General features: G+C 30.8%; 19 protein-coding genes and 1 tRNA gene. 5 read left to right on the top strand and 15 right to left on the bottom strand.

The genetic code is table 11. The features are described 5' to 3' along the window. Window positions 1-602: 602 nt before the first annotated feature. On the bottom strand, window positions 603-2,612 hold the full coding sequence (locus NOVO_05570) for a ComEC family competence protein (GenBank protein AIL65482.1): 2,010 nt from the start codon (window positions 2,610-2,612) through the stop codon (window positions 603-605). Window positions 2,613-2,620: 8 nt separating this feature from the next. On the opposite strand from NOVO_05570, the gene NOVO_05565 reads away from it, so the two are divergent. Continuing rightward, complete coding sequence (locus tag NOVO_05565; GenBank protein AIL65481.1) at window positions 2,621-3,298, top strand: PAP2 (acid phosphatase) superfamily protein; 678 nt, start codon at window positions 2,621-2,623, stop codon at window positions 3,296-3,298. A gap of 21 nt (window positions 3,299-3,319) precedes the next feature. Here the strand turns inward: NOVO_05565 and clpA are convergent, their stop codons facing one another. Both clpA and NOVO_05555 read right to left on the bottom strand, forming a co-directional pair. Further along, window positions 3,320-5,596: an ATP-dependent Clp protease ATP-binding subunit ClpA gene (gene clpA / locus NOVO_05560; GenBank protein ID AIL65480.1), complete on the bottom strand. Its 2,277-nt coding sequence runs from the start codon at window positions 5,594-5,596 to the stop codon at window positions 3,320-3,322. Further along, window positions 5,577-5,918 (bottom strand): hypothetical protein, encoded by a 342-nt coding sequence (locus NOVO_05555; GenBank protein ID AIL65479.1) that lies wholly within the window; start codon window positions 5,916-5,918, stop codon window positions 5,577-5,579. Before NOVO_05555 ends, clpA begins: the two co-directional genes overlap by 20 nt. A gap of 130 nt (window positions 5,919-6,048) precedes the next feature. Here NOVO_05555 and dus point away from each other — a divergent pair, with 130 nt between their 5' ends. Continuing rightward, window positions 6,049-7,026: a tRNA-dihydrouridine synthase gene (gene dus / locus NOVO_05550; protein AIL65478.1), complete on the top strand. Its 978-nt coding sequence runs from the start codon at window positions 6,049-6,051 to the stop codon at window positions 7,024-7,026. A gap of 178 nt (window positions 7,027-7,204) precedes the next feature. Here the strand turns inward: dus and surA are convergent, their stop codons facing one another. The 5 genes from surA to NOVO_05525 are packed head-to-tail and all read right to left on the bottom strand — an operon-like array spanning window position 7,205 to window position 13,182. Further along, complete coding sequence (surA, locus tag NOVO_05545; protein AIL65477.1) at window positions 7,205-8,110, bottom strand: Peptidyl-prolyl cis-trans isomerase surA; 906 nt, start codon at window positions 8,108-8,110, stop codon at window positions 7,205-7,207. A gap of 8 nt (window positions 8,111-8,118) precedes the next feature. Next, window positions 8,119-10,284, bottom strand: coding sequence for an LPS-assembly protein LptD precursor (gene lptD / locus NOVO_05540; GenBank protein ID AIL65476.1), 2,166 nt, complete (start codon window positions 10,282-10,284; stop codon window positions 8,119-8,121). Further along, the gene (gene lptG, locus NOVO_05535) at window positions 10,284-11,378 is read right to left on the bottom strand and encodes a Lipopolysaccharide export system permease protein lptG (protein AIL65475.1); all 1,095 of its coding nucleotides are present in this window, start codon (window positions 11,376-11,378) and stop codon (window positions 10,284-10,286) included. Before lptG ends, lptD begins: the two co-directional genes overlap by 1 nt. Before the next feature lie 16 nt (window positions 11,379-11,394). After that, on the bottom strand, window positions 11,395-12,156 hold the full coding sequence (gene vanX / locus NOVO_05530; protein AIL65474.1) for a D-alanyl-D-alanine dipeptidase: 762 nt from the start codon (window positions 12,154-12,156) through the stop codon (window positions 11,395-11,397). 9 nt (window positions 12,157-12,165) lie between these two features. Beyond that, the gene (locus NOVO_05525) at window positions 12,166-13,182 is read right to left on the bottom strand and encodes a DNA polymerase III subunit delta (protein AIL65473.1); all 1,017 of its coding nucleotides are present in this window, start codon (window positions 13,180-13,182) and stop codon (window positions 12,166-12,168) included. 177 nt (window positions 13,183-13,359) lie between these two features. Here NOVO_05525 and NOVO_05520 point away from each other — a divergent pair. The 3 genes from NOVO_05520 to NOVO_05510 all read left to right on the top strand — a co-directional run bounded on the left by NOVO_05520 (window position 13,360) and on the right by NOVO_05510 (window position 14,278). Further along, window positions 13,360-13,436, top strand: a tRNA-Arg gene (locus NOVO_05520). A 175-nt stretch (window positions 13,437-13,611) separates the two neighbouring features. Next, entirely contained in the window at window positions 13,612-13,923 is a 312-nt protein-coding gene (locus NOVO_05515; protein ID AIL65472.1) for a hypothetical protein, read from the top strand. Further along, a complete protein-coding gene (locus tag NOVO_05510; GenBank protein ID AIL65471.1) occupies window positions 13,874-14,278 on the top strand; it encodes a Peptidase family M23 in 405 nt (134 codons plus the stop codon). The genes NOVO_05515 and NOVO_05510 overlap by 50 nt, the downstream gene beginning before the upstream one ends. A 2-nt stretch (window positions 14,279-14,280) precedes the next feature. On the opposite strand, the gene NOVO_05505 is transcribed toward NOVO_05510, so the two are convergent. The 7 genes from NOVO_05505 to NOVO_05475 form a co-directional block, all read right to left on the bottom strand. After that, on the bottom strand, window positions 14,281-14,799 hold the full coding sequence (locus tag NOVO_05505; GenBank protein ID AIL65470.1) for a formimidoylglutamase: 519 nt from the start codon (window positions 14,797-14,799) through the stop codon (window positions 14,281-14,283). 132 nt (window positions 14,800-14,931) lie between these two features. Further along, window positions 14,932-15,561 carry a hypothetical protein gene (locus tag NOVO_05500; GenBank protein ID AIL65469.1) on the bottom strand — a complete coding sequence of 210 codons (630 nt, stop codon included), beginning with the start codon at window positions 15,559-15,561 and terminating at the stop codon, window positions 14,932-14,934. A 9-nt stretch (window positions 15,562-15,570) separates the two neighbouring features. Further along, window positions 15,571-17,076 carry a hypothetical protein gene (locus NOVO_05495; GenBank protein ID AIL65468.1) on the bottom strand — a complete coding sequence of 502 codons (1,506 nt, stop codon included), beginning with the start codon at window positions 17,074-17,076 and terminating at the stop codon, window positions 15,571-15,573. Window positions 17,077-17,110: 34 nt separating this feature from the next. Continuing rightward, window positions 17,111-17,518 (bottom strand): hypothetical protein, encoded by a 408-nt coding sequence (locus NOVO_05490; protein ID AIL65467.1) that lies wholly within the window; start codon window positions 17,516-17,518, stop codon window positions 17,111-17,113. Further along, window positions 17,519-17,827 (bottom strand): hypothetical protein, encoded by a 309-nt coding sequence (locus NOVO_05485; GenBank protein AIL65466.1) that lies wholly within the window; start codon window positions 17,825-17,827, stop codon window positions 17,519-17,521. It abuts the gene before it with no gap. 152 nt (window positions 17,828-17,979) lie between these two features. Continuing rightward, on the bottom strand, window positions 17,980-18,372 hold the full coding sequence (locus tag NOVO_05480) for a Transposase (protein AIL65465.1): 393 nt from the start codon (window positions 18,370-18,372) through the stop codon (window positions 17,980-17,982). A 69-nt stretch (window positions 18,373-18,441) separates the two neighbouring features. Beyond that, on the bottom strand, window positions 18,442-20,997 hold the full coding sequence (locus tag NOVO_05475; GenBank protein ID AIL65464.1) for a hypothetical protein: 2,556 nt from the start codon (window positions 20,995-20,997) through the stop codon (window positions 18,442-18,444). Window positions 20,998-21,374: the final 377 nt, after the last annotated feature.

Here is a 21,374-nt window from a genome sequence, read left to right as displayed (position 1 = left end):
ATATGTTTTAAAGCCAGAATGAGGGAAACCAGGACCAGCTTTATTTATAGTTGAAGGGCATGGATGCCCCGAAAACACTAAATTAATAGAGCCTATTCAACCTCCACCTGTGAAACCAATAACGCAACCTATAACGCCTATTTCGCTTATTCCAGGGAATCAAGACTCGTCCTCTACATACATTAATGACTTAGAGCTGCCAAAGAGTTTTCACGCTCCTGATATCAGTTTCTGTTTTGAAACAGTAGAAACTATAGGTAATTGTAAAAATAATAATTGTGAAAACTAAACAATTTACGATAGTTTACTTATTATATTAGGTTCTGTGAAGTTTTCTAAAAAATATGGTTTTTAGCAAATTTTTGAGCGAAAAAATAGCTTTTATTCGAAGGAATATTAATATATTTCAAGCAATAAAAGCTTTTTTTGCAGCCAAAAAGTGCTAAGAAAACAGTTGTTGAGAAACCTTCACAGAACCTAGTAAAAAGTTGAATATTGATTACTTGGAGAGATAAGCGAAACCTACTTTTTGTTAGGTTAGTGAAGAGTGACGCATATGCTAATTCAAATCAAGAAACTATAACTGCGTCCGCAAGTTCAAATCAATTTATGGTCCATAACCTATCTCCACGTAACTGTTGTAAAGAAACAATTTTTAGCTTATCAAGATAAACCATGTAGATATCTCCTAATTGGGAAGTTATTTTAAGATGTTGTAAAATTTTTTTTGTACTATTATTTACAATATCTATGGAATGTTTAGTAAAAATAAGATCATAATTACCCTTATTATATCTACATTCAAAATCGTTTTTGCAATCAATAATATTTGAAGAATGTTTAAGATCTAGCCATGCAAAATCCTTTTTACCTAGATAATGTAACCAAGCCTCTCTTGTATATTTAGGTATCTGTTTACTGGATAATATTACAGCATTTTTATTATTAATTAAAAAAGTATTATCTTTACTATTAATAATTAAATCTGGCATAAGCTGTGTATAGGTCATAATACCTGCTATCACCATTAATAACATTCCAGCAAATCTTAATTTAGTTTTGCATATATATAGGATCAACATACCAGATGTCATGATAAATAGTGTAAAATTAGACATAAAATGTATAGGTTTAACTGAATATGGCCACTCCGCAATTAGGTTAGATATTGCAATAAACATTTTAATTCCATAACCCATAGGAACTAAAGCAACCGACATTAAATGAAATGGATAAAGTATAAATGATAAAACTACGCATGGCATTACAAGAAATGAGGTTATAGGCACAGCAATTACATTGGCAATTACACTATAATTAGAATATTGATTAAAATGATAAATAACAAAGGGTGCAGTAGCGAGCCCTGCTATTAATGATGAAAATGCGGTAGACAGTATATAAAAGAAAAATTTAGTTACCAAACTCCATGATTGTACTTTAGGTGATAAATATTTTTTATATAAACTATAACAAGAGATTAAGGCGAGTACTGCCATAAATGACATTTGGAAACTAGGATTTACAACTACTTCTGGTCTAAATATTAAAATTATTATTGCAGCAAAAGCCAAACTACGTGCAGGATTAGCAGTACGATCTAACATTACCGCTATAATTATCATACTGGTCATAATAAATGAACGTACTGCTGCCACTTGCATGCCTGAGATCAGTAAATAACCAAAACTACCAAGTAACGCCATAAAAGCTGCTATTTTTTTTATATTAGCGCGATAAAAGATAGGATAAAATAAATTAAGCAATAAACGCACCGTATAAAAAAATATCGCTGCAGCAAGAGATAAATGCATACCTGAAACAGATAAAATATGCGATACACCTGCGATACGCATATTATTTAATATAGTTCTATTAATAAGATTATATTCACCAATCATTAAAGCTGTTGCTACACCACCAATATCTTTACCAAGTAACTTAATCACCTGCTTTTCTATGTTTTTTCTCAAATTAGCTATATAGTTTGTTAAAATATTGCCTTGATTTTTTTTCAATACTTTAATAGGAGCAATGTTGTAGCCTACTGCTCCTATCTGTTCAAAATAACTACTACGTGCAAAATCATACCCTTCTGCAACAACAGATTCTGGGGGAGGCATAATATTAGCTTTTATTATAACTACATCACCAATTTTAGCTTTATTTAGGCCTGTTTTAACTACTAACCTTACTTTAGGTAATGATAATTTGAATGAATTTTTTCTAATCTCTGTAGATTTTAAAATAATACGATCTCCAACAGGAAGAACAGTGATAGCCTCTATTTTACCTATAATTGTTGCATATTTTATTTCTTCGGTTAATTTTGGGACATACAATAAACAAGATCTAATATTTATTGCTGCAAAACCAAGGGATATAATAATTAAAGTGATTATTAATAACGTTCTTTTAAAATATAAAACTATTAATAATGTACTAATTATAGATAAAATATAAATAATATTAGGTTCTTTCTTAAGAAAAAAATATATCAATATACCTAACGAATAGAATATTGGCACCCATAATATCCATTGTGCTCTTTCTTCTAAAAAATTATCGTGTATATTAGACACTAACTTATATAATTGTTTAATCATTATCATAGTATTTTATGTTAGATTCTCTTAATACTCGTTATGTTAAATACTTCCTATGTTTGGTCGCTATTACAGGTATATTATTTTTTTTATTTCCAAATTTAGATTTATATATAACTAAGATATTTTATAAACAAAATCATCAATTTTTCCTTGGTCATCATAATATAGTATTGTTCTTTTACAATATTGTACCGTATATAGTAAAAGCTTTAATAGTTAGCTATGCTATTATCTTTATAATTATTAATATTAATAAAAAAAAGTCATTTTTATTAAACAACAAAATTATCATATATCTTGCACTTGCATTAATTATTGGACCAGGCTTAACAATAAATACTATTTTTAAAGATCAAGTGTTTGGTAGGGCTAGGCCTAAGCATATTACGGAATTTGGTGGCAGTAAATCTTTTTCTACTCCTTTTACCATAGCTAAAGAATGTATGAAAAATTGTTCCTTTGTTTCAGGACATGCAGCTATAGGATTTTATTTTACCGCTTTTGCTTTTTTAATAAGAAAGAAATCTCTTGCAACCTTAATATTTTATAGCTCCGTCATATTTGGTTTTATCATTGGTGCCGCCAGGATTTTGCAAGGTGGACATTTTTTCAGTGATGTAATATTTTCAGGATTTATAGTTATTTCTATTAATTATTTATTATATATATTAATGTTCAAACCTAAATAATCAGTTTATAAATCTTAATCACTAATTATAATTAAATAGGAGCTGATTATCCAATAAATCAATTTCAATTTTTCCACCTTTGGCCAGCTTACCAAATAAAATCTCATCAGCTAGCTTCTTTCTAATTTTTTCATCAATTGTTTTTTCAATAATACGAGCACCTTTCGATTGATTTTCTTCGCCCAGCTTACATAAATAATGCTTAGCATGAGTAGTTATAGACATCATAACCGATTTTTCAGATAGTTGCGATGAAAGATGAAGCAAAAACTTGTCTACAACATAAGAAATTGTTTCTGGAGATAAAGGAGTGAAAGGAATAATAGCATCAAGTCTTCCTATAAATTCCGGTGTAAATAGCAAATTAATTTGTTCTGTATCTTCATGTTCTCTTTTTGTCTTACCAAAACCAAGTACTGGCCTACTCATTTCAAATGCACCTATATTAGTTGTCATGATAATAATACTATGAGTAAAATTAATAGTTTTGCCAGTATTATCTGTCAAATGACCATAATCCATAACTTGCAGTAAGATATTATATATATCACGGTGCGCTTTTTCTATTTCATCCAATAAAATGACTGAATAAGGATTTTTACTTACAGCATCACTGAGTAATCCCCCTTGATCAAACCCCACATATCCAGGCGGAGTACCAATCAAACGTGATATAGAATGTTGCTCCATATATTCTGACATATCAAATCTTAAAAGTTCCATATCAATTAATAATGCAAGCTGCTTTGCAAGTTCTGTCTTACCAACCCCTGTAGGTCCAGAAAAGAGATAACACCCTATAGGTTTTTTACTATCTCTAAGACCAGCCTTAGAAAGCTTAATTGCTGCCACTAATTCCTCTATTGCCTTATCTTGTCCAAACATGATCTTCTTAAGTTCATCTTGTAACTTCATCAATTTACGAGAATCATTAATTGATAATGTTCTACTAGGAATATGTACCATTTTAGCAATAATATTTTCTATATCACGTACAGTAATAATTTTATTTTTATTCATAATTTTATGGTGAGAACCCGCCTCATCTAATACATCTATTGCTTTATCTGGTAAATGCCGTTCTGAAATATATCGTTCAGACAGGATAGCCGCAGCTTCTAAAGCACCTTTAGTGTATTTAATACCATGATGTTCTTCATAATATGGCTTTAATCCTTTTAAGATTTTAATAGTATTAGCTACCGAAGGTTCTTCTACTACGATTTTCTGGAATCTACGTGTTAACGCATTATCTTTTTCAAAATGATCTTTATATTCTTTAAAAGTAGTAGCACCTATACACCTTAATTTGCCTCTAGATAACACTGGTTTTAATAAATTCCCCGCATCAAGAGATCCACCACTAGTTGCACCCGCCCCTATAATAGTATGAATTTCATCAATAAATAAAATAGCTGAATCTAACTTTTGTATTTCTCTAATAATCGCTTTAATTCTTTCTTCAAAATCTCCTCTATAACGAGTTCCCGCTACTAATGATCCCATATCTAAAGAAAAAATAACTGCATTTTTCAATGAAGATGGTACCATACCTTTAATTATACGTAACGCTAATCCTTCAACAATTGCTGTTTTTCCTACCCCAGGCTCCCCTACATAAAGTGGATTATTTTTAGTACGACGGCATAATACTTCTATTGTCCTTTCAATTTCACCTTCTCGCCCAACTAATATGTCTAATTGTCCCTCTTCAGCCATTTTATTTAGGTTAACACAATAATTTACTAATACATTAGGTATATCTTTAGGTTCTTTGAGAATACTACCTATGTTATCGGCTTCTTCTCTATTATTTACTCGATTCGGCTGTAATTGTACATTCGAATTGCTTTGTACCACATTTTCTGGTTTATTAGCACTATAGGCTATATAATTAATTATGTCGTTTTTAGTTACACTCTGTTCATGTAAGAAAAATACTGCAAAAGATTCCTGCTCACTTAATATTTCTGCCAAAACGTTAACACCTGTGATTTCTTTTTGTCCATCATTACTCATATGTAAAGCAGCCCTATGCACCACTCTCTGAAACCCAGCAGTAGGCTTAGCTTCAATAAGATTTTTACAAGCAAATGTTGATAATTCGCTATTTAAAAATTCTCTTAATCTATTAGATAATAAAGAAATATTAGCATTACACACACGCAATGCGTTTTTAGCATCGGGGTCTTCGGAAAGCGCTAATAATAAATGCTCAAGAGTTGCATATTCATGCTTATATCCTAAAGCTATATTAAGTGCCCTATGTAAGCTTAATTCAAGGTTTTTTGATAACATATTTTTCATCCTTGCATAGTAGGCATTGTATAATGTAACCATTCAGGTTAGTTGCGTTACGAATATCTTTTGTTTTTTCTTTAACTATTTCTTTTATAAGATCTCTATAATTTATATAGTTTTTATCGCATAATACATTAACGTAACTAACGATCTTACGTTTAGAAATATTTAAATATTTTTTAAAAATAAATAATAACATTTCTTTATTAATTTTATTACTATTAATTAACCATATACGATACAACATAAACTTAGCAGTTTTCATGTAGATATCTTGCCTTATAGTACACTCTGCATCAAAATCACCTTGCTTTTCCATATTAATTATCCTAAGATATCCTCTATTTTGCTTTTTAGTATCATTACTAGTATGTTATAATTCTAATATAATATTCGTTATTAAATAGTTAAAGCGATAGCATTATTACGCAAATAATAAGAAAATATTTATGATTTCGATTACAATTGGCAATAATTTAATTACTAAACCGGTTATTTTGGCTCCTATGTCTGGAGTCACCGATATGCCCTTTAGGAGGTTAGTTAAAAAATTAGGAGCAGGACTCGTAGTATCTGAAATGATAGCGAGCCGTGCAATGATTTTAGAGACTAAACAATCTTTACAAAAATGTGCGATTTCTGAAGAAGAAGATTATACTTCGGTACAATTAGCAGGATGCGAACCTAACGTCATGGCAGAGGCTGCTAAACTCAATGAAGATAAAGGTGCAAAAATCATAGATATCAATTTTGGTTGCCCTGTAAAAAAAGTAGTAGGTGGTAATGCCGGTTCAAGTTTAATGCGTGACGAAATATTAGCAGCTAATATAATGGAGGCAACTGTTAAGGCTGTTAAAATTCCAGTAACTGTTAAAATGCGCATGGGATGGGACCACAACAATCTTAATGCTCCAAAACTTGCTAAAATAGCAGAAGAATGTGGGATACAAATGGTTACCGTTCATGGACGTACACGTTGTCAATTTTATGAAGGTAAAGCAGATTGGCATTTTATTAAAAATGTTAAACAGAATATTTCAATTCCTGTTATTGCAAATGGCGATATTAAGACATTTGAGGATGTAGAAGAATCTCTGGATGCTTCTGGCGCTGATGGTATAATGATAGGTAGAGGTGCTTATGGTAAACCATGGTTAATACAGCAAGCAATTCATTATCTTGAAACTGGAGAAAAATTAGCCTCACCTGATCTCAATTCTCAGCTTAACATTATTTTAGAACATTATGACGATATTATAGAACTTTATGGTGAAACCACTGGTGTACGTATGGCACGCAAGCATATAGGTTGGTATAGTAATGGACTCCCTAATTCAGCAGAGTTCAGATCAAAGATTAACCAATCAACAGATGCAAATCATGTCCGTAACATGATCTTAGAATTTTATAATAGTTTTATTGGTTAATATATAATGCTGACCTCAAATAAGAGCGAAGCCTATGCTTGAATTATTAAAGACTAAATACAAGTAATAATTATTAATCTTCATACGCTAAATTTACTAAATTAATTTGGAATAATATAATGCACGATACTGTACATATTGCAACTTAATTTACAAAATCGGTGAATTCTTAATATTACTACATACGTATTTCAATAAAGGCCTTTTTCCTTAATTCATGCAAATAATGAGTAGCTTGCAAGGATAATTTCTTTTGAATAAGAGTATCACGTATCTCTTCTCTTTCCTTTTTTGCAACCCCAGTATAATCTCTCTGACATGTGATAATTAAGCTTAATATATCGTCAGTTTTAATTACTTTACTTGCTGTACCACGGGGAGTAACCATAATCATATTACGTAATTCTTCATGTAGCTGATTAATTGGCACTGACATAAGCTGTGCTGATAAATTTTTCTTTTTTGCAACATTTACAGCCTCTTCGCAATTTCTAATTTTCGCTCGTAACTCATTGAGCAGTAACATATTTTTATCTATAGCTTCTCTGTTTAGGCCATTAATAGGTATGGTAATTTGGCGAAATGTAATTTCTGCATTTTCAGGTAATATATGTGATAGCACCTCATCTACTTCCTTTTCACTAATATTAATTCTAGGACGTACAACATAATTTAAAATCTTACTCCAAGCAATTTGGGCTTTGATTTGTTCCAGCACAGAAGCTTTAGGTATATGACGACTTTTAAGATAATTAACAAAACCTTCCTTAGGCAAATTATTACGTTCTTCAATCATCTGAAGCGCAAACTTCATATCTTCATCAGTAACATCTAATTTTAGCCTCTTTGCCTCGTATATAAAGATTTTATCGTCAATCAAGGATTGTAATACTTGTTGTTCTAGAAAATGCATATTTATATTAGCATGTTCTGCTGCTAATGTATCTTTTACTACTATCATTCTATCTTGTAAATCTTGAGAAGTAATAATTTCTTTTCCAACAATTGCAACAATCTTTCCAGGTTCATATGCATATACTGGCATACAAACCAAAAATATTAATATTAATGTAATTCTAAACATACTACCTTCTAATTTGTTAAACTTTTTAATGAAACATTGATAAAATGACTAATAGATTTTTTTCTATTTATAGCTTGATCCTGAGTAAAATCACGTGTCACACTATATGACATATCTATACAATCACCATTGTACAAAATTTGACCTTGTGTTGCTATAGTTTTGCTATTCTTTTTATTTAAATTTCTTCGTATATTTCCACCTATTTTCCATCTTGGATTGAGTATCAAATTCGCATTAACAAAAATCTGTTTATTACTTTGCTGTTTATCTATCAACATCTTTTTATCTGAAGTAATATAATTTATGTTAATATCCATTCTTGATAAATAAAAATTAGTTCCAATTTCGTGACGACGTATGGATAAATCTTGTGAATTTACCTTTGTTCTATAATTTATATCAAAAACATTGTTTAATTTCATACCTATTTTTGCTACATAGTCAGAAAAATTCGTTATCATTCCACTACTAGAATTAACCATACTATCTATTTTTTTATGATAATTCTGGCCTAAAAAGAGTTCAAAATTCGTATTTTTAGGACCTAATATTAGGGTATTGATCCCATAATTTATTCTTGGACCATATTCAACGCGATCTAATCCAGTAAAATGGTTACTATTAAATAAATTCATATCAGTTAACTCTAAATTATGACTATCTTCATTAGGAATTTTGGAACTATTTTTACCATTAGGAGCCAAGATAGCTTCTATTTTTGGCTCTAATAATATTTGATAATTATTTAATTGATTTATTAATGGTAATTTCCACATTAATTTAGCCTCAGGAATAAAACGTGTTTTATTATAATTATTATGAACAGAATTGAACGCATGACTTATATTATATATATCTTCTCTAATACTGCCACTCATTTCTAGTACATGACCACGCTTAGTAATATATGGCATTTTCCACCCGCCATTTAAAGATATTCTCTTACTATGCATTCCTATTTTACGTGTTAAAGATAATACATTACTATCTAAGAAAAAGATAGAATTATTAGAGTAAGCCTCAGTTTCAAAATGTGAATTTACTAATGGAACAATCGAAGGTGTATATGATGCATTTGCAGAAGGTGATAATCCTTGAAAATGTAATGTTCTTATATTATGCAAACTATAATCATTATAATATTCTCCAAACACAGTTGTAGTTAAATAATCTTGGTCACCAAATTTATATTTTCTTAGATAGTTTTTATCAGATGCTCTATGTAATTGTGCCCCCCCAGTGACATGATCAGAAAAATGGAAATACCCATTACCATTAATATGATGCCTCCAAACTTTTTTTGCTTTTTGATTAATGATAACATTATCGCTATCAGCTTTTGTAATACTTCCATCAAAGCTAAGCAATCCGTATTTTGTCAATTGATTATACTTACCAGATAATACTATTCCTGATTGGGTAGTAAAAATAGGCGATAATATAGCTTCTTTATCTGGTGCTATATTAAAATAATACGGAACCATTACTGTCCTACCAATAGAAGAAATATAACCAAGTTTAGGAACCATAAATCCACTTTTACGTGGAGCATTAGCTGAAGCATGAGCAAAATAAGGTGTATAAAGTACTGGCACTCCATATACTTCAAAAAAAGCATTCTTATATCTCACACGTGATTCCTCTTGATTTAATTCTACTGCATCAGCCTTAATTTGCCATTGAGGTGCTTTATTATTACAAATAGTACATGCTGTATATGCAGCTTTTTCCAATTGATACAAATTTTTACCTAAAATTTTTGCTTCTTTGGCAATTAATAAAGCATTATCTTGCAGCCTTGCACTAAAATAAGAAGCTATACCCTTAGTCATATCATCTTGCACTATTAATTCTTCTGCAAATATTATATCACCATTATCACGCATAAAGCTTACATTACCAAATGCCTTAACTTCACCTGATTTGCTATTATATATTATCTGATCAGCAAGTAATACATTTTTTAATTGATTTACTTCAACATTCCCACTAGCTACTACCACACCTTGATTATCATAACTTATATCATTAGCTTTAAGCAATATTTCTTCACCCTGAGATATAGGAGATGATAAAGCATACGTAACACTCCGGAAAGCCATAACCAATATGGTTATAAAAACCAACAACACATAATTAAATTTTTTAAAATTCAACTTATAATAATACATTAACCATCTTCCAAATGTAATACAACTGCCGTAGTAATAAGCATAGATATAATGATTGGAGAAGATGCCGCTAGTATTAAAGGAATTTTCCCTGATAATCCAAGTACAGCTACTAAGTCTACTACAAAATATACTATAAAACCTATAATTAAACCTAAAGCAATAATTGGACTAACCTTTTGTTTCCTAGGTAAGGGCAACGCAAATGAAGCTGCCATCAGCACCATTGTACACATAAAGATAGGTTGAAGCAATAATCTATAGTAGTATAAAGAATATTTTATGGCTGAAAAACCTGCCTCTTTTAACATATTTATAAAATATGGGAGTTCTATAAACGGTATCATTTCTGGTGTAGCAAAGCTATCCTGTAACTGTTCTTTTACAAGCTTTGTTGGAAATTCAAGCATATTATAATACTCTGCAGGACGATTTTCTTGCCTAATTCTGACATCATTTAATTGCCAATACCCAGGCTGTAATTTAGCCATTACAGCATCTATACGTTTTTCAAATACATTTTGATGAGATAATATAAAAAATTTTATATCATGTAACGACATTTCTTCTTGATAAGTATAGTATTTAGCATAAATAATAATATTATTTTGTTTATTATTTTCTCTCAGCCATAAACCAGATTTAGATACAAGTAATGTTTGTGGCACATCACGTAAATATTTTTGTGTAATTTTTTCATGCTTGCTAAGCAAGCTAGAAGAAACATAGCTAAAAACCACCGTCATTAATATACCTATCAACAAAGTAATACTTAGTATAGGAGCTAGAAACTGCCATATCGATATTCCAGTTGCTTTCATTACCACAAGTTCAGCAGTACGAGCAACATACAAAAATGTAAATGTACTAGCAAACAAAATAATAAAAGGTACAGTTCTTTGTATAAGGTAGGGATATTTTAAAAATGCCAATTTTAAAATAACTCTAAAGGGTATTTCTTTACCATACGAAACACGCATAAACTCAAATATAGAAGAAAATATTATAATAACAGATACTACAGATAACACTATAGCTAACCGTACTAAGAAGATTTTGCTTATATATAATGATAAAGTAATAGGAAAACGCACTATACTACTATATATCTTATGCTATTTTATTAACGCACAGGAAAATCAAAGTAACTATCTTTAAATGGTCATCTTTCAGAGTAAAGTGCCACCATTCTTTATAATAATTCTCAAAACCATATTTCAACATAATATCTTTTAAAAACTTTCTATTAATTTTTGCTGATTCAGACAAATTATTATATTCTGTATGACTGACCTCATCGAGTAAATCAAATGAACTGCCCATATTGATACTACCATCATCAATAAATGGTATTTCCTGCCCATTTGGTAATTTTATATAATAATATTTAGGCTCTTTTACTTCTTGATTTTGGCTAATAATAGTTAAATCAACAGTACTACCTCTTGAATGTCCAGATTTTTTTGCTATATAACCTGCACTAAATAAATTCACCTTATCCAGATTAGGATAGAACCATTTTTTATTACTATTGCTATTTTCAATCTCTTCGCTCCAAGCTATAAAATCATTTACAGCTTGTTGAGGTCTATATGAATCATAAATCAATAAAGATAAATTTTCCTTTTTTAACTCATTTTGTATTTTATGCAGCGCATAAGCTGCTTCTTTAGATAGAATCACCCTACTACCATTATAACCTTTTACTACCCGTCCCAAAAAATTATCCTCACTATAATAACGTAATGAACATTTTATTGAAGGATCGACTTGATCAAGATATATAAACCCTTCTGGTAATTTATTATCACTAGCTAATGCAGATCCCATATAAACTACCATCCCTATTATAATACTATACAGTGTCTTCATAAATATACCTTATACCCGTGAAGATTTTTTTAAAATAAAACCATCCAACATCATTTGTACAGACGCTCCTGTCTTTTTGCTATTTGCTTCAAGTATACATAATTCTTCTATTATCTGAATAAGCATACTACTAGTCCACTTTTTAATATGTTGCAAGAAAATATGTACATTTTTAAAAAATAAAGGCGGTTCTAAAATTTTTATCGCTTCAGTAGCCACTATTCCTTTTTCTTCCTCACATTTTACCTGGTATAATCTTATAAAATATCTAGATAACGATCTAATAATAGTAATCACTTGAATATTTTCGGCCAATAATTGCTGCAATATATCATTTGTATTCTCATAATTAAAATCAGCAACACTATAACATAATGCATCCAAAGAGGTAGATAATTGATCCACGGTAGATTCTAATACATCCTGTAGCTTAATATGTTTATCATTACCCTTATAGGTTATTAACTTTTCTATAGCATTTAATATCAAAACCCTATCCCCAGAAATATGAGATTCTAAAAATAACAACGCATCATTATCATAGGAAAATCCATATGATTTTAACTTATATATAATAATATTTTTAATAGTTTTTTGCTCATCATGATAACAGGCTATAGCGGCTACAGATTTACCATTTTCAAAAAATTTGCGTACCGTAGAACCAGGAGGCAAATCACCAGATGCAAACACAACTATATTTTGCCCTTCATATTTTAATAATATTTCTTGAAGCGTAGTAATCATAGAAGAGCGTACATCATATATTTTTATTACTTTTTTTTCTCCAGTTAAACTACGAGAATACAAAATACTAATGAATTCTTCTAAATTATCTTTCAATTTATCATAGTTAAATTCAAAAAAAGATAAGCTATTTTGAAAATTTTTATTTAAAAATTTTGATATTATACTGTTTACACGCTCAGTAACCAATCCTCCATCTGGACCATAAACTAAAAATGCCTTGATATGTGAAGGTATATTATTTATAAATTCGATAATATTACTTTGAGAAATTTTCATATTAATAAAAATGTAATAAATTTTTTAATGATTCAATATATATTGAATATATGATTTTGGAGAATGCTATAATAATTTTAATATAAAAACAAGATCTATACTTGACATCCTATAATTTGAACCATAGTATCTCTCATTATTTTATATTCGTTTACTTTCTCACTGAATGAAGTATACGCACCCTTAGCTCAGCTGGATAGAGCATTTGACTACGAATCAAAAGGTCGGGCGTTCGAATCGCTCAGGGTGCACCATAAAATACAGGGGTTATAGGAATTAATACTAATATTGTTATTACATAAAGTGACCAATAAGTGACCATTGACAAATAAATTTTTGAGAGTTATTTCTAGAAAATGATTATCTAAATGAAATGTTTGAATCTATTATTTGTTTTATTTTTTCTTAGGATCATGCACTAAAACAGAAATGATTTCTTTTAACAAAAACAAAAAAATATTATCTCGTAATCCAGAAAATTTATCTGAAACAAGACATATTCCTACTGTCAAAAAACCCTATATTCTTTTGCAATATCCTTTAGATCCAGAGCATGAAACTTATTGTTCTCAAGGAAATGCTAATTTAGAAGGGAGCCATTCGCATGATAATATATTATATGCAATAGATTTCTTAACCCCTCCGAATAAAGAAGCTGGTATAATCCGTTCTGCTCATGAAGGGACAGCTTATGTGTACGATAAATGCGAATTTCGGAAGAATGATTATAATAGTTTATAATCTAGATGGATGTGGTAACGGTTATGGAAATCATGTTAGAATCTTACATCCAGATGGATATTTAACTATATATGCCCATCTTTCATATATAACTATCAAAGATAAATCTTATGTTAAAATAGCAGATAAAATAGGTATTGAAGGTGTTTCAGGAAATGCTGGAAAACGACACCTACATTTTGGTTTACATTTACCTGAAAATATTCAACAAATTGCACAAGAACCTGGTTATACTGGTATATCCATACCTTTTGATATGAGACTAATTATTAATGAGAAAGTTCAAATATTATCTTCTACCGATATAATATGTAGTAATAATTTATCTACTCCTTTATTAAAAGGTGTAAAATAGTCTTAAATCTGATTAGCAATTTTTTCCAAAATAAAGTTAATCATTGTAATTATAAGTTGTGAAGTTGCAAGTCTCATTTTATTGCTATCCTCTTCTTTATATTCCATAATATCTACTCCTCGTATGATATTATTATTTAAAATATAATTTAGCATAATCCAAAATTTGGATAAACTTATCCCTGTAGCAACAGGGAAACCAGTACTAGGCATCAGGGCTGTTTGCAAAACATCCACGTCTATAGATAAATAGATCTTTTTATTTTTCGGTAATTTAGCAAAAATTTCATCTTCAGACAAAACATGTAACTCATAGTCTGTAATTAATTTAGTGGTATTATTCAAATAGGAAATTACTTCTTCTGCTTGATCTGGATGAGAAGCAGTTTGATAGGCATGTACATCAAGATGATATATTTCTAATCGAGGAACATCTTGAATTAACCATGAAACAAAATTTGCATGACTAATTTTACTTAATTTTTTAGGTTTACCTTCTATAAATTCACCATTTAAATGCATATCAAGATGACTATCAAACTGTACGAGACATAATTCTTGATTTTGTTCTTTCTCTTTTATGGCCTTAACTACCGAATACGTAAAAGAATGATCTCCGGCAATTACAACAGGAATTATCAGTTTAAACTTACTTTATTCGTCTTCTACTGTATTATCATCTTTCCAGCCTGCAGCACGATCAGGGGCGGCAATGCTTTCTTCCCAAGTTTTTGGGTCTTTAATATTGATTTCAGTCACTTCACCTTGGGTGGTTACTTTTATTGACATTCCACTGTCGGTTTTTTCTTTGGGGATGAACTCTCCCGTCGAGACTAGATCTTCTTCTTTAAGACTACTTATTCCATAATTATCGTTTATAGGTTCCAAAAAAGAAATTCCATATTTCCATTCTCCAGTATTATAATTTTGGCTCATACCATCTATATAACCTTTCTTACCAATATATTGTGGTTTTCGATGATTCATTATTTCAATAATTTCATTAAAATCAAATTTACTCTTTCTTGATATTATTCTGAGTCTTTCATCTATTTCTTCTTGAGATAAAAATTCTCCTGTTGATTCAAGGTCTTCCTCTAATTTTTCTTGTACAGCATCAAAGCCATCAAATAATATGCTATATTCCCATATTCCATTCCAGTAAAATTGGCGTATATTAGTTATAAAACCTAGACGTCCATCTAAAACATTTACTGGACATTTTTTTACTTTTACAATTTCCCATTTTTTAAACTTATTTGGTTCTTTATTTATTTCTTCCATTTCTATACCTTATCTATGTGTTATTTTTCCATCTAGCGAAACATTTATATGTTTTCCATCTCGTGAGGCCCAGCCAAACATTTGCCTACCTTTATCTGATAATTGAACATCCCATTCAAATTTTTGTCCTTTGGTACGAGATGGCCCTGAAACCCATATATTACCATATTTATCTTTAAATCCTTTACCATTAGGACCTCTATCGGGATCATTAGGATTCCAATCATCACGAGGAATAAACCTTACTTTTCCCTCGCGTGGTAATTGTTCAGCTTTTAACCTACTTGTTTGAGTATATTCATATTTCTCAGTTTTAGATGGCCCTTTCGCTGATTCTTGCGTTGATGGTACCTCTTTTTTCTGGACAAAGCTAGCTCTTTCTTCCTCTCGCAGGGGGTAAGTTTTTTTCTCTGCTTTTTTATACCATCCACCAAACGATGTAGCCGGGGGAGAGCTTCTACCTCCGTTTTCTTCATTATCAGAGCCACTACCGCTGCTATTCCCTCCCCCGGAGCTTCTTCCTTTACTAGAATTAGCGCTACCTCCTGCTTTAGAGCTTCCTGCAGTACCATACCAATTACTACCTCCTCCTCTAGAGCTTCCTCCAAACCTTCCTGAAGCTTCGCTTGATGCTCTATTATTTAATCCACTAAAGCTGTACTTATTCTTGTTTCCATCATGGCCTGCTGATTCTTTCTTAGCTTGCGCATCTCTTTGTGCTTGAACCTGCTCTTCAGCTTTCCTTCTCTCCCAATCTCTTGCTCTATCTGCCGCTTGTTTTCTTTGGAAAAAAGCTGGATTATTCTCTCCGCTAACACTCCCCTCTCTGCTATTTGCTGCTCGAACTCTTGCTAGTTCTACACTACTAGTTGTTTGCGTATTTTTACCAAAGGCATTATTCATCATTTGGCTATATCTTGGATCCGTTTTCTCCACTGCTTTGATTCTTGGCAGTATCAATACTCCTCCATACGCAAGCCTCTCTTCATCATGCCTCACATTCGCTGGAACCTTTAAACATACTCTGCTTAAATCAGGCGCGTATTTCTTCTCTCTTCCATACCCTACCTGAAGAAATTCCTGTTCAAGTTGTGTTAATTCTAAAATCTTTTCTTTAATTTGCTTTTCTATTTTTGTTTGAGCATGTTTTATTTCTTCAATCTGTTCTAAAAATTGCTCTTTGATATTTCGATAATTATTATTTGCAAGTTCTTTTAGCAGTCCTGACATATCACCATAAAGAAAATCTTTGATTAAAGTGAAAACTCCAAAACCTAAGTCAGGTGAATATGCTTCATATAATGCATTAAACCACCCTTTTCTTTTACTTTCTGAGAGCTGAGTTGCTATATCTACCCTAATTTTGGTAGTTATCTCATTCCACTCATTACTTGGAAAGCGCCACCAGAAAATCCAGCCTCGTTCGCTAATAATCTTATTTTTTGTTTCTTTATACCATTCCTGATAATGCTTTTCTACTTCAGGTGAGTCAGTTCTAAAGTACAAAGATCCCATTTTATCCCGTATCTTGTTTAGAGAGTCATATACTTCATCCTGTATACGTTACCTTGGATAATAAATTCTGCCATCTTACAACTTCTTGCTCTTGTTCTTCATTAAGAATTATATCACTTTTCTTTCTCCCATACAGCACATCTTCTAATCTACTGATGAAATTTTGAGTTTGTTTTCTCGAATCAACTAATGCTTCTTTTAATTTAAGTATAGATTCTTTATTTCCTTTTCTTACATTCCCAAGTATGTTTATTGCTGCACATATTTTACTAAATTCTCTTAATTGGCCAAACACCGGCAAATATTCAGCAAATCTATCGTAGTGGAGAGTGAATAATGAAGCAAACATATATTCGGGTGAGAAATGATGATCAATTTTAGCAGCTCTAGCTAAATCAACGGTTATTGCCCATAATATTTGCGCATTATAATCTATAGTCAATTAAGTTGAGAATAGCATAGAGAAGCCATAATCAATAGCATCGCTAAGGTTATTAAAATTAGTAATGATAGGTTTGATTTTAGCTTTTAAATGAGCCCAATATTTTTCAATTGGGTTGAGATCAGGAGAGTAAGGTGGTAAGAATAAAAGTTTACAGCCTATATCTTCTATTAAATTCCTAGTTCTAGCTGACTTATGGAACGTTGCATTATCAAGTATTACAACTTGACCAAATCTTAGTTCGGGCACCAAACACTGACTAACCCACTCGTTAAAAACTTCTGTATTACATGTGCCCTTGAAACACATTGGCGCAATAATTTTCTTCCCAACCTTACCTGCAATAAAGCTTTCTCGATCATGTTTTTTACCTGAGATATCACCATAAACTTTACTTCCTCTGAGACTGTATCCCCAAGAATAGTACAAATAGCTATCAATTCCACTCTCATCAATATAAACTATATCTTCCGCTTTATAGTTTGCGATAGCTGCCAAAAATAATTGCCGTTTTGCTTCATCCCGTTCACGATAGAGTGTGGTCTTTTTTTTCGTGTGATCCCCAAAGTCTTGAATGCCAAACAGATAGCAGCTGTAGACACATTAAAAACCTTTGCAAAATCAGATAATAGCCAATTGCTGTTTTTAGACACCTCGTTTAATAATTTGATTGGATCAAGCTTCTTCCATGGCTTAGCTGCTCGTGTGGCTGCTAAATTCCCGGATTTCGATCTCGATAACCATCTATAAATTGTTCTTTCACCTATGCCAAAAATTCTTGCAGCTTCTTCTCTGGTATAACCTTTATTAACATAGTGAATTACTTTTTTACGTAAATCTAAGGAATATGCCATTGCTTCTACTGTTTTGGGTTTATGAGCTTTTTAATATATCATATATCATGTCTTTATCAACTTAATTTACTATACTTTTACTTTCTGATTTTTATCTAATGGAAATTTGTTGATACCACTCAAGAAATCATCAGTTAATTCTTTACTTAAAGATAATAAATTCATTTCATCATTTTCAAATGAATAAATCTTTCTTTCATTTTGAACATAAATTAAACTAGGTAAATTAAGCTTTAATTTCTTTGCTTCTTCTAAATTGGTTACAACATAATGCTGCCAGCCCTCTTCCTTTTCATCTTGATCAACTAGATTACCTTCTTTATCTAAGACCATCTTATGTTTTTTTACAACCATTCTAACGTGATCAAGCGATATTCTTTGGATATCATCTGATTTATCTTGAGTTCCTATGGCAGTTGGTATTTCTTCTGCTTCAATCCAAAAACGATGAATAGAATTAGAATTCTTAGAATTCTTAGCTTTATTAAAATCATATATGATATTCTTTAATTCCTCAGGCATATGCCCTATTAGTTGCTCGATTGAACGAATCTGGTAGGGATATCTACCTTGTACTTCCTGTCCCATTGTTAAAAATTTGAGGATATAATCCGCCATTAAAGAAGTATGTAAAAATTGGGTTTGATATAATGAATGTGGCTTAAAATACACTTCATTAAAGGGATGATATCGCATATCAGGATCAGCAGGATCCAAACTGAAAGAAATATAGCTTATCTTTCTCTCTAGCATTTCATTTAAATCATGAATAGTAAATAGCTTCTCATATAAAGGATCAGATGTTTTCCATTCCTTAAGTTGAAAATTTATTTCTCCTGTTGTATGGTTGATTTCTACTCCTTCTAAGCTACTATATTTTTTAACTCTTGGATCTTCTATAAGAGGCAGGGATGCATTTGGTTTCATCCATCCTTCAGAATCTTGGTCTACCATTATCCAGGGGCTATCAATATTTTTATCAAGATCTGCAAAAGTCCAATTATCTTTTGCCAGTAATTCTTGCATGAGATCTAAGCGCAGAATTTGCTCTTGTATAGGGTTATGCTCTTCTTCATACCAGCCTTTTAGTGAAGCTTCATATGCTTGATATAGCATAACAATATGAGTATGTCCGCTTAAAGATTCTTTTTTAAAAAATCTTTCTATTTCAGTTCCTGAATCTTTTTTGTCCAATTTCAGAGTTTTTTTATACGACTTAAAAGCTTTTTTATCCATCTGAAGTAGTTTTTCTTTAGCAGTGAGATCTCTATTGGTGTATACTTTATGTGCCATATGGGTTTTTTGCAGTATTTTCAAAGCTGATATTAAGTCATTAATTGTCTCAAGTTCACTTACTTTCTCAGATTTTATATATTCTACTAGCCCTATTAAATTTTTATTTGGTAATAATTTAGGTTTATTAATCCCTATATTGTGAAATTTGCTCAACAAAGATTCTTTTAGTGTAGGTTGTTCTTTAAGGATATCTTGTCTGTTTTTTACTATCTGCTCATACTCTATGAGGTCAGATTTTATATATTCTATCAATTCTGTTAAATTTTTATTTTGTGATATTTTGGGTTGATCAATTCCTATATTGTAAAGGTTGATCAAGAGAAATTCTTTTAATGCAGGATTTGCTTCAAGAAAATCAGGTTTATTTTTTATGATCTCTTCATAATCTTCTATCAATCCTATTAATGCTACTAAATCCGGTCTATAGTTTAATAAATCTTCAAATAATGTTTTTAACTTTAGTAATTTTTCGTTCTCTATATATAATATAAATTTCTCACTATTGAATGACTTTTCTTGAATATCCTTTATTTTATGGTGTAAGAACTTCCTCATCAAAATAAGAGAGTCTGTACCATCTTGAAAGAAAGAAATATTTGACTGTGGTAATTCAAATAAAGGATATATATCGGCAATTTTTAAGCATTTGGCTTGTAGATGAGGTATCATTTCACTTAATGATTCATTTTTGAACTTAAATGAAGCAATTGCTTTAAGTGACTGGATAAGTGTATAAAGTTCAACATTCGGAGTAGTATAGCTGCTAATATAAATAGCTGTTAAATACATCTCAAGTGCCAGTTGTTCATCTGCCATTTGTTCTTCGGGAGGGATATCTTTAGCATTTGCTGCTCTTTGGAAATATATTCCAGCTTGAAGTAATGTATTGACCGTAATCTGTCGGCTCGATCTATCTATGAGTGCCATAGTTAAGTCAGCTAACATATAGGCTGATTCTCTATAGCTAGTTGCAGAACTAGTTGCCTCTTTTTCGTTTAAAGTTTTTTCTGTTTTATATAAAAGATTCATATAGCGAATAAGCCTTCCTAATTCTGTAGGAGCGTTTTTTGATACTTTGGCTTTAAAGTGATTTAACATTCTTTTGGTTTCTTCTTGGCCATCAAATACTTTACGATCTCTTTGGATAGAATTAAATTCTTGCCAGTATAAATTTAGTGAATAGGCAAAAAGATGACGAAAATACTTATTTTCTAGAAGATCAGTCAGAAGAACTATTGCGTGGTCTGAAGTTTTGGTATAATCAGTGATCTTTTTGATGGAAATTAGAAGGCTATCTGAATTTATAGAATTCTTTTCTGCCATATCCATAATATCATATATTCCTTCATATAAAGCTATTTCAGGATAGTATGACTTGTTATCTTGTAGTTTTTTAATTCCTGATTCAAAATATTTTAGAAGTCTTACTAAATTACTTCCGTAATACTCTCCTTGTAAAAAACAAATAAAAATTTTTATTATATCTTGTACGTTTATTTTAGAATTTAAAGGCTTAAACAGTATAACATTTTGACCTAAAATAGTTTCATCATGAATAAAAGCGAAAAGACTTTCTTTACCGTTATATAAGTCTAAGGTAATTTTAGAAAATAATAGAGTGGTATTAATTTTTGTTAATTGATTTTGCTTATATTTTTCAACAAGATTATGGCGTTTTGTTTTAAGTTGTTCTGAATATGGAATCC

This window comes from Rickettsiales bacterium Ac37b, assembly GCA_000746585.2.
GTDB lineage: Bacteria > Pseudomonadota > Alphaproteobacteria > Rickettsiales > Arcanibacteraceae > Ac37b.
The sequence above is the reverse complement of the archived record's forward strand: the minus strand, read 5'-3'. Positions and strand labels throughout refer to the sequence as shown.